At 32.2% G+C, this 14620-nt stretch carries 14 protein-coding genes; all 14 read left to right on the forward strand.

Features of this window, described 5'->3' with window-relative positions:
- Positions 1–154: 154 nt before the first annotated feature.
- The gene (locus tag ACXGSQ_RS10260; RefSeq protein WP_458626108.1) at positions 155–2035 is read left to right on the forward strand and encodes a PAS domain-containing sensor histidine kinase; all 1881 of its coding nucleotides are present in this window, start codon (positions 155–157) and stop codon (positions 2033–2035) included.
- Positions 2032–2964: a response regulator gene (locus ACXGSQ_RS10265; RefSeq protein ID WP_458626109.1), complete on the forward strand. Its 933-nt coding sequence runs from the start codon at positions 2032–2034 to the stop codon at positions 2962–2964. Before ACXGSQ_RS10260 ends, ACXGSQ_RS10265 begins: the two co-directional genes overlap by 4 nt.
- A gap of 32 nt (positions 2965–2996) precedes the next feature.
- On the forward strand, positions 2997–3086 hold the full coding sequence (locus tag ACXGSQ_RS10270) for a hypothetical protein (protein WP_458626110.1): 90 nt from the start codon (positions 2997–2999) through the stop codon (positions 3084–3086).
- 84 nt (positions 3087–3170) lie between these two features.
- The gene (locus tag ACXGSQ_RS10275; RefSeq protein WP_458626111.1) at positions 3171–4031 is read left to right on the forward strand and encodes a universal stress protein; all 861 of its coding nucleotides are present in this window, start codon (positions 3171–3173) and stop codon (positions 4029–4031) included.
- Positions 4024–4410, forward strand: a complete 387-nt coding sequence (locus ACXGSQ_RS10280) for a hypothetical protein (protein ID WP_458626112.1) — start codon at positions 4024–4026, stop codon at positions 4408–4410. The genes ACXGSQ_RS10275 and ACXGSQ_RS10280 overlap by 8 nt, the downstream gene beginning before the upstream one ends.
- 365 nt (positions 4411–4775) lie before the next feature.
- Positions 4776–5624, forward strand: a complete 849-nt coding sequence (locus tag ACXGSQ_RS10285; protein WP_458626113.1) for a universal stress protein — start codon at positions 4776–4778, stop codon at positions 5622–5624.
- A gap of 5 nt (positions 5625–5629) precedes the next feature.
- Positions 5630–6466, forward strand: a complete 837-nt coding sequence (locus ACXGSQ_RS10290) for a universal stress protein (protein WP_458626114.1) — start codon at positions 5630–5632, stop codon at positions 6464–6466.
- A gap of 61 nt (positions 6467–6527) precedes the next feature.
- Entirely contained in the window at positions 6528–7379 is an 852-nt protein-coding gene (locus tag ACXGSQ_RS10295; RefSeq protein WP_458626115.1) for an ATP cone domain-containing protein, read from the forward strand.
- Between the two features lie 5 nt (positions 7380–7384).
- Positions 7385–8758 (forward strand): MBL fold metallo-hydrolase RNA specificity domain-containing protein, encoded by a 1374-nt coding sequence (locus tag ACXGSQ_RS10300; protein WP_458626116.1) that lies wholly within the window; start codon positions 7385–7387, stop codon positions 8756–8758.
- A gap of 109 nt (positions 8759–8867) precedes the next feature.
- On the forward strand, positions 8868–9320 hold the full coding sequence (locus ACXGSQ_RS10305) for an Hsp20/alpha crystallin family protein (protein WP_458626117.1): 453 nt from the start codon (positions 8868–8870) through the stop codon (positions 9318–9320).
- Between the two features lie 61 nt (positions 9321–9381).
- Positions 9382–9831, forward strand: coding sequence for a hypothetical protein (locus tag ACXGSQ_RS10310; RefSeq protein ID WP_458626118.1), 450 nt, complete (start codon positions 9382–9384; stop codon positions 9829–9831).
- A gap of 425 nt (positions 9832–10256) precedes the next feature.
- Positions 10257–10886 carry an NAD(P)H-dependent oxidoreductase gene (locus ACXGSQ_RS10315; protein WP_458626119.1) on the forward strand — a complete coding sequence of 210 codons (630 nt, stop codon included), beginning with the start codon at positions 10257–10259 and terminating at the stop codon, positions 10884–10886.
- A 78-nt stretch (positions 10887–10964) separates the two neighbouring features.
- Positions 10965–12167, forward strand: a complete 1203-nt coding sequence (locus ACXGSQ_RS10320; RefSeq protein WP_458626120.1) for a DegT/DnrJ/EryC1/StrS family aminotransferase — start codon at positions 10965–10967, stop codon at positions 12165–12167.
- A gap of 446 nt (positions 12168–12613) precedes the next feature.
- Positions 12614–14542 (forward strand): tail fiber domain-containing protein, encoded by a 1929-nt coding sequence (locus ACXGSQ_RS10325; RefSeq protein WP_458626121.1) that lies wholly within the window; start codon positions 12614–12616, stop codon positions 14540–14542.
- Positions 14543–14620 lie beyond the last annotated feature (78 nt).

Genomic DNA, 14620 nt, shown 5'->3' on the forward strand with positions numbered 1-14620 from the left:
TCAATGTTTTAAGTCTTAAAATTAAACGCTTTAGTTCATATTTTTTATGATATAAATCAGTTTGAAAATATGCTGTAAAATCAGGAGTGTTTATATTAGGAGAAGTTTTATAAATGAGTTAAATTTAGACACCTATTTTTTTAACCAACCAACCATGCTTCAACAAAATCAAGAAATTTTTAATATCCTATTACGCGCTGTTGCTCAAGGGGTTATAATCGTGGATGACAGACAGCACATTATAGAAGTAAACGCGGCTACTGAAGCTATATTTGGTTATAATAAAAATGAATTACTTCAAAAGCAGTTAAGTCTGCTTATCCCCTCAAATTATCACAAAAAACATGGCTCTCATTTTGACACTTTTATTAAAAAAGGGAAGAAAAGACGTATGGGTGAGGCTAAAGATATTTATGGTCAAAAAAAGAACGGTGAGGTGATTGCTGTTGAGATTGAATTAAGTCCATTTACAATTCTCGATAAGAACTATGTCATGGCTTTAATCAATGATATTTCTGAAAGAAAAGAGATTGAAAAGAACCTAATGTTAAAGAGTAGTGCTTTAGAATCGGCTAGTAATGGTATTATTATAACCGATTCTTTAAGGGAGGATAATCCCATAATATATTTTAACTCTGCATTTCAAAAGCTTACAGGTTATTCTAGTGAAGAAATTCTCAATCATAATTGTCGATTTTTACAAGGCGAAGATAGAAATCAAGAACCGTTTGAAATTATAAGAAAAGCCATTGAAGCGGGGAAAAGTTGTCAAGTTACCATGCGTAATTATAAAAAAGATGGCACCTTATTTTGGAACGATTTATACCTCATGCCTATCATTAATAAAAATGGCATTGTAACCAATTATATTGGTATACAGAATGATGTTACGCAACAAAGAAAATCGGAATCTGAGCGTAATCATTTAGCGACTATTTTTGATGAATCTTTAAATGAAATTTATGTATTTGATGCTAAAACCTTAAAGTTTTTGAACGTTAATTATGGTGCTCAAAAAAATAGTGGTTATTCGGTAGAAGAGCTAAAGGATATGACTCCGTTAGACTTAAAAACACATCAGAGCAGAGAAGAATTTGTTAAAACAATTGAAGTGTTAATCCATGGTGATGTTGAAAAACTAGTGTTTGAAACCAAACACGAAAGAAAGAATGGAACCACGTATCCTGTAGAAGTGCATTTACAGCTGTCTAGTTTAGGCGAAAAAGACGTTTTTGTGGCGATTATTTTAGATATTACCGAGCGTAAAAGCTATACTGAAAAACTAGAGCATAAAGTTGAAGAGCGCACGGAACAATTGCGCATCGCATTATCTAAAGAAAAGGAGCTCAATGAGCTTAAGAGTAGGTTTTTATCTTTGGTGTCTCATGAGTTTAAAACCCCTCTAAGTGGTATTTTAACCTCCTCGGTTTTATTAAGTAAATACAAATTAACAGAAGATCAAGAAAAGCGGAATAAGCACATTAAAACGATTTCCGATAAGGTCTATTATTTAAATAATATTTTAAACGATTTTTTATCTTTAGAAAAATTAGAGGCTGGTAAAATAACCTATAGTTTCAATCAATTTAAATTAAGTAAAATAGTTGATGAAGTTATTTATAATTCTAATATGCTTTTAAAAGCAGGGCAAGACATTGCGTATCCTAAAAATATTAGTGATTTGTCACTTTACCAAGATGAAAAAACAATAGCTTTAGTTTTGTTTAATCTCGTTAATAATGCCATAAAATACTCCCCAGAAAATTCGGTGATCACTATCAATGTAGAGCAAAACGAAACGTTAACCACAATAGAAGTAAAGGATCAAGGTATTGGAATCCCAAAACGCGATCAAAAAAGTATTTTTGAGCGCTACTTTAGAGCAGAAAACGCTATTAATATTCAAGGTACAGGTATTGGCTTGAACATTGCAAAAAATCATATCGAAAATATCGGAGGTACCATTCGTTTTGAGAGTTCTGAAACGACAGGTACGACGTTTATAATATCAATTCCAAATATTGTAAGAGAATGAAAACAGTTTTAATTATTGAAGATGATACGGTTTTAAGAGAAAATACAACAGAACTACTTGAGCTTTCTAATTACAACGTTATTAGTGCTTTTGATGGGATTTCGGGTGTCAAAATGGCTAAAGAACAGCTTCCAGACATTATTGTTTGTGATATTATGATGCCAGGACTGGACGGTTATGAAACTTTGAAAATTTTAGCGCAACACGAGGCCACTAAATGTATTCCGTTTATTTTTCTATCCGCAAAAACAGAGGTTAGAGATGTAAGAAAAGGGATGAGTATGGGGGCCGATGATTACATCACTAAACCGTTTAATGAAGACGAACTTATTAGTGCGATTGAAAGTCGTATCGCAAAAAACGCTATTCTAAGAGAATTAACATTAGGACCTCAAAATGCAGATAAAGAAACGGATAGCAATGAGTTGCAAACACTAAATGATTTAAAAAACTTTATAGATGATCAAGGGACCCGTTTTACTTTTGAAAAGGACACGGTTATTTATCACGAAGGAGAGCATTCTAATTATATCTATCTCATAAATAAAGGGACTGTAAAGTGTTTTCAAATAGATGAACAAGGTAAAGAACTTGTAACGGCTTTATATAACGAAGATGACTTATTTGGGTATACTTCATTTACCGATAATCAGCCACACAAAGAAACGGCAAAAGCCATTGCTAATGTAGAATTAGTGGGCATATCTACGGTTCAGTTTAATAAATTATTAATTGATAATCATAAAATTGCTTTAGAACTCATACAGTTGTTAACCGACAACCTCTTAGGTGTTAAAACACAATTATTAGAGATGGCTTATAGTTCTGTAAATAAAAAAACGGCAGCGACAATCTTAAAATTTGCCGAAAAAATAAATCGCAAACCTGACGATGCTATAAAAATTTCACGAAGTGATTCGCGAGTGTAGCAGGTATTGCCACAGAAACCTTAATTAGAGCATTGGCCAGTTTTAAAAAACAAGGTTTAATAGAAACCGATGGTCGGAATATTAAATTATTAGACATAGAAAAACTGAAACGGATGACGTAATCCGTCGAAGGATTTATTCAATATGATTTATATCATTTTCATTACGAGATCTTACTTCTAAATTTGTGAGAAAGATAACATGTAATGAAAAATATACTTTTACCTACGGATTTTTCTGAAAATTCATGGAATGCAATACAATATGCTATTCTTTTCTTTGAGAATATAGAATGTAATTTCTATGTATTGCATGTTAATAGAATAGAAAACATAGCAGTTAATGACACCTCATTGGTTTTAAGTCAAGATTTAATAGAAGAAATTTATACTAAACCAACTAAACAAAAACTACGTCAGATTTTAAAACAGATTTCAGATTTAGAGATCGATCATAAAAAGCATAATTTTTATACCCTTACAGACTATGGGTTTTTTATAGAGTCCATTCGAAAACATGTGGATGAAAAGGAAATAGATTTCATTGTAATGGGAACAAAAGGCGCATCTGGATTAGAAAAAATAATTTTAGGGACTAATACTGCAGATATCATTACAAAAGTAAAATGTAATATGCTGGCAATACCCGAAAATGCCGTTTTTGTACCACCTAAAGAAATCGCCTTACCTACAGATTTTTCTTTATCTCACAATCTTCAGGTATTACAACCGATATCAGATATATTACAACAGTTTAATTCGGCGTTACGCATTGTTCATATTACTAAAGGCAATGTCGATTTAAATAGTGACCAAAAAAAGAATAAGGAATTATTAGAAGATTACTTTGATCATTATAAGTACACATTTCATTATTTAACCAACAAAAAAGTAGAAGATGCTATACAGTGTTTTGTAGAAAGTAGAAACATTGATATGATTTGTATGGTGGCTAAAAATTTAAATTATTTTCAGCAAATATTATTTCATTCAAAAGTTGAAGAAATAAGTTATCATACAGATGTGCCATTTTTAGTATTACACGAAAAAAACAATTATTATGGATAGTTCAATTTTATTAGCGAAATTCTGGGGTTGGTATCTTATTATTTTCTTTTTAATACTTAGCCTAAACCCCAAACGTTCCTTGCAAATTCTTAGTGATTTAAAGGATCAAAAATTCTTAATTTTAAGTGCTTTTATTGCCATTATAGTCGGGTTGTTAAATATTTTATTTCACAATATTTGGGAACTCAATTATAAAATTATCATAACCTTAATAGGATGGTCGTCTTTATTTATTGGTTTAGCTTTATTTATTCTGCCAAAACAAACGGTTGCTTGGTTGCAGATTGTAAATATTAAACTCGTACAGGTACTTTATATGTTACTGTTTTTTATTGGGATCTATTTACTGAATATCGTTTATGGAATTGTTTTAATCTAAAACACCAAAAATGATATATATCATTAAAGGAGCTAAAAGATTGTATTACATTTAGGATGTCATTGAATTATGACAATACATTCTTTTTATGCTATTAATCGAGAAAGAAGTTAGACGCTATGTTTAGCTTCTTTTTTTTAGAAAAATATAGCCCTTATCTAAAACTCCTAGTGCAAGATTGGAGTTAAGTCGATAATTCTGTAGTCGTCTGATAATTATCATAGTTTTTGAGATTGGAACAAATTAACTTTACTAATGCGATTATAAGGTTTATTGTAGTGCGTACAATTTTATTGGAACTCAAATAACTTCAAGTAGCCTCGATATTCAGCACATAAGGTCAATTTTATTAAAATAAAAACGTCATGAAACATATCTTATTACCAACAGATTTTTCAGATAATTCTTGGAATGCTATTAAATATGCTATTCAGCTCTATAAAGATGAAAGTTGTGTTTTTCATCTGTTTAATGCTTATACTCCTGTGATTTATAATGTAGAGTATGTGTTAGGTTACCCAGCACAATTTGGTTTGGCTGATGCCATTAGAGAGACCTCTCAGACCAACCTAAAAAATATAATAACACAAATTTCAGAGGAATTTCCAGATAATCCTAATCATAAATTTGAAACTTTATCTCGGTTTAATACCTTAATAGAAGGGATAAAGGAATTTATTGAAAATCAAAACGTAGATCTTATTGTCATGGGAACTAAAGGGGCAACAGGCGCTAAAGAGGTGCTTTTTGGTTCAAATACGGTTCATGTTTTTAAAAACATAAAGTGTCCTATTTTAGCGATACCTTCTAATTTTGAATATGAAAATCCACACGAAGTGTTATTTCCTACAGACTTAGAGGTTGATTATAACGCTACTCAACTTCATTTATTAAGGGAAATAGCAGTAACTCATAATTCTAGAATCAATGCGTTACATGTTCTAACAAATAATGAATACACGGCAGAACAAAACAAAAATAAGTTAGCGTTAGAAACCTTTTTTAAAGATGCGTCATTTCTATTTCATGAATATAACATGATGAATGTAACCGAGGCTATTAGTGAATTTCAGATTAAATCAAAAATTAATTTGCTGGTTATGATTAATAATAAGCATTCCTTTTTTGAAAATTTGTTTTTTCAATCGAAACTCAACCAAATAGGCTTTCATTTAAAGGTGCCATTTTTAGTAATACCAGCTCATCAAAAATAAGTATTATGAAACGCTCTATTTTAATACCAACAGATTTTTCAGACAACGCGTGGAATGCTATCGTTTATGCCTTAAAATTATATAAGGATGAGGAATGTACGTTTTGCTTTTTGAATTCTTTTTATTTCTTAAATTCAACAGAAAGAACGTATATCACAACACATTATGTTGAAGATCTTGAAGTTAATTCTTTAAAAGAATTAGCAGAGCTAAAAGAGATGACGGAAGAGGCTAATATTAACCCAAATCATAATTTCGAAACCATTTCTAGTAATGAGCCATTGCATTTGGCTATAGAAAAGGTTATTAAGAGTCATGGCATCGATATGGTGATTATGGGCACCAAAGGTGCGACTAAAGCAAAAGAAATTTTCTTTGGAAGTAATACCGTACATGTGATTAAAAAAATGAAATTATGTCCAATTTTAGTAGTGCCAGATGAGTTTGACTTTGTAGAACCTAAACAAATCGCTTTTCCTACTGATTTTAATCGTTTTTATGGTGAAGAACTCTATCCTATAAAGCGAATGGCAGAACTGTATAATTCAAAAATTAGAATTGTTCATATTACAAAAAAGAAAAATTTAACAGCAAAACAAGATTATAATTTAAGCATGCTAAAAGTATATCTAGAAAATTACCCTCATAGTTTTCATTGGATGCCAAATTATGCCAGTAAGACCCAAGAAATCAATGATTTTATAAAAGACTTAGAGATTGATATTCTTGTTATGATAAATTATGAACACAGCTTAATAGAAGGTTTTATAAATGAACCTGTTGTTACTAAAATAGGCTTTAACCCAATTGTGCCGTTTTTAGTGATTCCTTGTTCTACTTAATACGGTTAGAAACCTTTTAATTTTCTAATACGAGTACAACATGCTTTAATGAATTAAATAGATGAAAAAGGAAAGTTTTGATATTATAAAATCATCGGGTGATAAAGTTAAGTTTTCAGTTGAAAAATTAAGAACATCATTAAACAGAACAGGTGCTGAGAAAGCCGTTGTTAATCAGATTTTAGATAAAGTTAGAGATGAGTTATATCAAGGCATTTCAACAAAAGAGATTTATAATAGGGCCTTTGCATTACTTAAAAAAAAGAAAAGTTATTTAGCCTCAAAATACAAGTTAAAAAAAGCAATTTATGAATTAGGACCAACAGGTTTTCCGTTTGAGCGTTTTGTGAGTGCTATTTTAGAATATTCAGGCTATAAAACAGAGGTAGGCAAAATTTTAAACGGAGCGTGTGTGACTCACGAGATTGATGTTTTGGCACACAAAAACAATCAAACAACACTTGTAGAATGTAAATTTCATGGAGAACCAGGTTTAAACTGTAATGTTAAAATTCCACTGTATATAAATTCTAGGTATAATGATGTTAAGGCCTTTTGGAATAAAAATTTAAAAAAGGACACTATACTTACAGAAGGTTGGCTCGTTACAAACACAAGGTTTACCACAGATGCTTTACAATATGGTAAATGTTGTGGACTTTATTTGCTGAGTTGGGACTATCCCACAAATGACGGTTTAAAAGATAGAATAGATCGATTAGGCTTGTATCCTATAACAGTATCGACTTTACTTACAAATAGAGAAAAACAATTTTTATTAAGTAGGGAAGTGGTGCTTTGTAGAGAATTATTACACGATAAATTTTATTTAGATCATCTCGGAGTTTCAGATAAACGAAAAGAAAAAATCCTGAATGAAATAGCGCTATTATGTACAACTGAAAATCATTAAAAAAAATGGAGAATTTTGTAAACATTAGTTTTTTAGGGGCTTCTGAAGTCGTTACAGGATCTAAATATCTCATTGAAACATCTGAGCTTAATATTTTAATCGATTGTGGCATGTTTCAAGGGCTTAAAGCACTTAGAGAATTAAACTGGTCCGACTTACCTGTAGATGTGCCTTCTATTGATGTGGTTTTACTAACACACGGCCATTTAGATCATGTGGGATATTTGCCACGACTTGTAAAACAAGGCTTTAAAGGAAATATTATTGGTACCGCACCAACACTAGCTATTGCCGAAATTATATTAAAAGACAGTGCTAAAATACAAGAGGAAGAGGCTGAAAAAGCTAATAAGCAAAAATACACTAAGCATGAGCCAGCATTGCCCTTTTATACCATAAAAGAAGCTGAAGACACTATAAAACGTTTTAAGGCTGAAACTGATGATAAGTGGATACCATTATCGGAACATATTAAATATCGATTTCAATATAACGGTCATATTATCGGAGCTGTATTTATTGAATTAGATATTAATGAAAAGCGTTTTGTGTTCTCAGGTGATATTGGAAGAGCTAATGATTATTTACTCAACAATCCAAAATCGCCCGAATGGGCAGACTTCCTATTTATAGAAAGTACTTATGGAGATAAATTACATCCTGTAGAAGATGTAGAAGAAACCTTAGCGACAATTATTAACGATACAATTCATAAAAAAGGAAATGTGATTATTCCAAGTTTTGCGGTAGAACGGCTGCAAACCCTAATGTACATTCTTTGGCAATTGTATAAAAAAAATAAAATACCAAACATTCCTGTGTTTATAGATAGTCCAATGGGAAATAATGTTTTAGAAGTTTTTAAACGATTTCCGAAGTGGCATAAATTATCCACAGAAGATTATAATGCCATGTGCAATTATGTAAATATTGTACAATCGTATAAAGAAACTTGGGACACCATAGATGATAAACGATCTAAGATTGTTATTGCCGGAAGCGGTATGGTTACTGGAGGACGTGTACTGACCTATTTGCAACAATTAATTGATGAGTCTTCTACAACTGTTGTGCTAGTTGGTTACCAAGCAGAAGGAACACGAGGTCGACAGTTACATGATGGTGCTCATGAAATACGCTTTTTTGGAAAATACTATCCTGTAAAGGCTACGATAAAAAGTATCGATAGTTTATCAGCGCATGCTGATCAACACGATTTACTGCAATGGATGAGTACGATAAAGAACATTCCAGAGAAGGTCTATTTAGTGCATGGAGAACCTACAGCATTAGATGCGTTTAGAGTTAAAATAAAAGTGACTTATAATTGGAATGTAACGATACCTAAGCTAAATGAAAGCGATAAGATCTTTATCTAAAGCAGTGCTTATTTTAGATTATTAAACTGATACAGGTCATTTTGTAAAGTATTATATAGAAGTAATTTAGTGTCATAGAATTTAAGTTTAACAATAAAAAATTTTAATTATGTCACTTATTAAATTTAATCACAAAAACAGATTGGTTCCTACTTGGAACAACGACAGCTTAAAAAGTTTTTTAAGTAGCGATGACTTTTTTAACACTGATTTTTTAGAAGAAGATAGTTTAATGCCTGCAATGAATGTGAAGGAGCATAAACATAATTTCGAAATTGAATTCGCAGCACCTGGTTTTTCTAAAAAAGACTTTGAGGTCACCATTAATGATAATATGCTTAATGTTTGTGGTGAGAAAAAAAATGAAGTAGAAAAAAAAGAAGACGACTACACACGCAAAGAGTTTAGTTACAATTCTTTTAAAAGATCTTTAAGTTTACCTAAATCGGTGAATACAGACCAAGACATTAAGGCAACTTATAAAGATGGTATTTTAAAATTAGACCTTCAAAAGAAAGAAGAGGCTAAGCAACCATTTAAGAAAGTAATCGAAGTATTCTAAACTAACAATAAAGCAGAAGGTTGTTATTCTAATGGCGTTCTGCTTTTAAAATCGTATTATCATGGTAACAACGAAAACAAATACGCGTTATGTAAAATGGTTAAGTGCAGAAGAAATGCATACAGAATCTAAAGCGTGGTTGTCACAATTAGAATTTTTAAAAGATGAACACCTGTTTTTTGAAGATCTTATAAAATCATACACGCTTCAACTTATTGAACCTGAAAAATTTTCACACAATAAAGAGATTATTGATGCCATAAACAGATCAGAAAAACAAAACAATCTATTGATTGAGGCGATTAAAGTTCATCAAAATGATCTTAAAATTATGATTGATGGAATAAATCAGCCAAAAGAAGAAGGGGCTTATAGAGAAGAACATAAGGCCTTAATGGTAAGGCTTAATGATTTTCTTAAATACTACAGAGCTTTAAAACAACAATTATTTGATATCGTATCAAGAATAAAAAAAGAAGATAAAAGTAGATTTTTGTTAGATAGTAAGTAACGTAATACGACTTATTTTAAAACGGACAATCATTAACAAAAGCCCTCAAAATTATTTTGGTTTTCATTAAAAAGGTTTTGGCATCTATGCTATACTACTTGTTGTACTAAGCTGATTGTTTGGCTCCTAAACAATCACTTTAGTTCTAGTAGTATACTTTGCTTTTATAATAACGTATTAAACACTTCCAAATGTTGAGATTTAAAGAACAACATCGCACAATACATAGGTCTTTAAAATTTTAAAATGAAAGGCTTTCATTTTTATTTATCTTCCAATTCCCTATTAAAATAATTTACAAATAATTTGTATAACAAGCTGAAGATCTTTAAGGGTCATTCAGATTTTTCTGTTTGTAAGAGGCGTTCTTTTATCTACTAAGCAATCCAAAAGATATATTATGTATTTTTGAAAAAAAAGAACAAATGTCCATCATAGAAAAGTTAAAATGGAGGTACGCAACCAAAAAATTTGATGCTACTAAAACACTTTCAAAGGAAAAATTAAATACCTTAAAAGAAGCATTTAATTTAACGGCGTTGTCATATGGTTTACAAACCATAAAATTAATCGTTGTTGAAGATAAAATAGTACGAGAACGGTTAGTTGAAGTCGCGTATGGACAACGTCAAGTTGTAGATGCTTCTCATTTATTGGTCTTGTGTATTCAAAATGAAATTGATAGTGCCGATGTTAATGAGCACTTTGAAACTATAAAAGCTATAAGAAATACACCAGATGCTATTCTAGAACCTTTTAAGGAGCAAATGAAATCTACTATTGAAGGTATGCAAACCGATAAAAAAGTAAGTTGGGCAACAAAACAAGCTTATATCGCTTTAGGTAATTTAATGACCGTTTGTGCCGTAGAAGGTATTGATAGTTGTCCAATGGAAGGTTTTTTACCTAATGAATTGAACAGAAAATTAGATCTAGACAAGCATGGTTTAAGTTCTGTATTATTACTTCCCGTTGGTTATAGAGCGGACGACGATTTGTTTGCGGATTTTAAAAAAGTAAGACAACCGATTTCAAAAACCGTTATAGAATTATAGCCGTTTTTAACACCTCGAAATAGGTAAAATCATATCTTTGTTTTTCGACTTAAGAAAAACATAAAATTAAAATTCACTATGCCAGGATTCGAGTTATTTAGCGATTTAGAACGCAAAGAAGTTAATGATGTTTTAGACAACGGAGTATTAATGCGCTATGGTTTTGATGGCATGCGAAAAGGCCATTGGAAAGCTAAAGAGTTGGAAGCCGAATTGGCAACCACATTTCAATCGAAGCACGTTCAATTGGTTTCTAGTGGAACAGCTGCAGTATCTGTAGCCTTAGCTTCAGCAGGAGTTGGTGCAGGAGATGAGGTGATTATGCCAACCTTTACGTTTGTAGCGAGTTTTGAAGCTATAATGATGCTTGGAGCTATTCCTATTTTAGTTGATATTGATGACACCTTAACACTAGACCCTAAAGCGGTTGAAGCAGCAATTACACCAAAGACAAAAGCGGTAATGGTGGTGCAAATGTGTGGTAGTATGGGAGATATGGACGCCTTACAAGCCATTTGTAAATCTCATAATCTGTTATTTATTGAAGATGCTTGTCAAGCTATTGGTGGGACATACAATGGAAAACCATTAGGAAGTATTGCAGATCTTGGTTGTTTTTCATTCGACTTTGTAAAGACGATTACCTGCGGTGAAGGTGGTGCTGTAGTAACAAATAATAAAGAGTACTATATAAATGCTGACCATTACAGCGATCACGGTCACGATCATGTTGGTAATGATAGAGGTGCAGAAACTCATCCGTTTTTAGGCTATAATTTCAGAATTTCGGAATTGCATGCAGCTGTTGGTTTGGCACAAGTAAGACGTTTGCCAGAATTTATTGCTATTCAAAAACGTAATTATACCATTTTAAGAAATGCATTAGCTCGAGTTCCTGGTGTGACGTTTAGAACTGTACCTAATGGAGGAGAAGAGAGTTATGCCTTTTTAAATTTCTTTTTACCCGATTTGGAAGCTGCTCAAAACGTAATTGAAGCCTTTAAAATAGGTGGAGTTGATGCGTGCTGGAATTATTATCAAAACAATTGGCATTATATTAAAGAATGGAACCATTTAAAAGATCAGAAATCTCTAGTTCCAATTTCAAAAGAAGTTAAAGAAGGTTTAGAATATCTTCAAACAAAAACCTTCGAACAATCGGACTCATATATTGCTCGTAATATTTCATGTTTAATAAAATTATCTTGGACGGAAGATGAAGTTAAAGTACGAGCAGAGAAAATGGTTAAGGCAATAAAATCTATTTTACTACAGAAGTAACATTTTTAGTCGCATTATTATTGGGTTTAACTATCTTATAATCATAATGTTGTTTAAATTCGGTAAGTGAATTGGCAAATGTTATGAATTTATGCTGTGTCATAATTATCTTATTAATGCTACTATTTTGGTTTAGATAAATCAAAAAACAAATCACAAACTATTTAAAGGACAAGGTAAAATTGCCAAGCGGAGTAGTTTTGGGCAGAGACATTCTATTTGCAAATACTGGTAATTGCTAAATTACATTACAGACTAGTATATAGCTGAATGCTCATTTTAAATAAAAGCGATAATAATTTTAATGTAATCAGTTACGGGCTAAATCTATAGTAATAGTTCGATCAAAAAAAACACTATGGTGAATTTTATAAAAAAAGTTCACGTCCATGTTAACATCTTCAATTTTTTTCACACTCAAGGTAACGAAACAAAAACTCATTACCATGAAACCACGCATTACCTTACTTTTCACCGTTCTATTTTCGACAATTTGTTTAGCACAAAACGGCATCAACTACAAAGCCATTATCAAAGACAGCTCTGGTAATGTTATTTCCAACGATTTAATATCCGTACAATTTACCATTCTACAAGGTGTAGATCAAACCAATGTATACCAAGAAACCCACACACCAACAACTGACGTCAACGGTCTTATTATAGTAAATATTGGTGAAGGTACACCTATAAGTGGCACGTTCGCAACGATAGATTGGGCAAGCGATACCACCTTTTTAAACACTAAAATAAATATAGGAGCAGGTTTAGTAGATATGGGGACTACCGAGTTTAAAACCGTGCCTTATGCTCTAAATGCACTTAAATCTAATGACAATTATTGGAATAAGAATGGTACTGTTGTGAATAACACAAGCGATAATGTTGGAATTGGTAGTGATGTACTTAGTGCTAAGCTAGGAGTCTTACATAACAGTTCAATGGGAAATCCTCACATTTTAGTGCAAGAGGCAGGACAAGATTATGCTCGTATTAATTTAGGTAATATTAATAACGAAACGAATTGGTCTATTCAAGGATATATAGGCGATACTGATAGTGGGATAAACGATCGTTTAAATTTTTGGAATGACCGTATGGGTGATATCATGTCTATTACAGGAGATGGAGAAGTGGGCATTGGCGTAGGTATTAGTCCTAAAGTGAATTTACATGTAGGAAATGAAAAAAGGGTCTTATTTGGGGCAGATACCCTAGGTTCTGGAGATAAACTTATGTGGCTACCAGATTTGCATGCCTTTAGAGTAGGGGCTTTGGCTAATGGAGCCTCTAGTGTCTATTGGAATAATGAGGTTTATTATGACGATTTTCATGAGCGAGAGATCAATTACATAGGTCTATATTCTTTTGCTTCTGGATACAATACAAGAGCACAAGGGTATTGTGCGACAGCCATGGGTAGACATACGGAAGCAACCAGTAATTATGCTTTTGCAACTGGTTATTACACCCATGCAGATGGCAAATATTCTACTGCTATGGGGTATAATACGAATGCTTCAGGTGAAGGGTCTACCGCTTTAGGTTATAGTACTGATGCTATAGGGTCATATTCAACAGCCCTAGGACAATTTGTTACAGCAAAGGCCTATAGTTCTACGGCTGTAGGTCGCTATAATCTTGGTGGAGGAAATGCTGAAAGTTGGGTTGAAACTGACCCTGTTTTTGAGATTGGTATAGGTTCAAGTTCAGTTAGTAGAGCCAATGCCATGACCGTAAAAAAAAATGGAAATGTTGGTATTGGGGTTTCTAATCCTCAGGCCAGATTGCATATAGACAATGGTAATTTACGTATTGGGTCTGCAGAAGAATTCGAAGATGGAGGCAGCTATCTTATTCTTGTAAATTCGACTATAGCTCCAGAGGTCAATGGAATTGCCACCTTAGGTAATTCTAGTTATCGTTGGAGTTCTGTGTATGCCATAAATGGTACGATTAACACATCAGACCGAAGGGATAAGAAGAGTATTGAAGATATAGGTTATGGATTAAAAGAAGTCATGCAATTACGCCCTGTATCTTATCAATGGAAGAATAAAAACTTTTCGCAAGGTAAACCTAAATTGGGGCTTATTGCTCAAGATGTAAAAGATATAATTAGTGAAGTGGTTATAGACAAAGAATGGGTAACAGATGAAAAAACAGGCGAGCAAAAAGAAAAGGCTGCAGAACGTCTTGGAATTTATTATTCAGATTTAATACCTGTCTTAATCAAAGCCATACAAGAACAACAAGAGATTATAAAACAACAAGATTTAAAAATAAATGGGCTTACCGCAGAATTAACCCAACTAAAAACGTTGGATACGCGTGTTGAACAGTTGGAGGCCATGCTTAAAACATTAGATCAATGAAACCTGTTAAAAACCCTGTAAATCAGTAGTTTAATAAAATTATTGTTATTTTTTCATAGATCGTGTTAACATCTTATG

The organism is Winogradskyella sp. PC D3.3 (genome assembly GCF_054366245.1).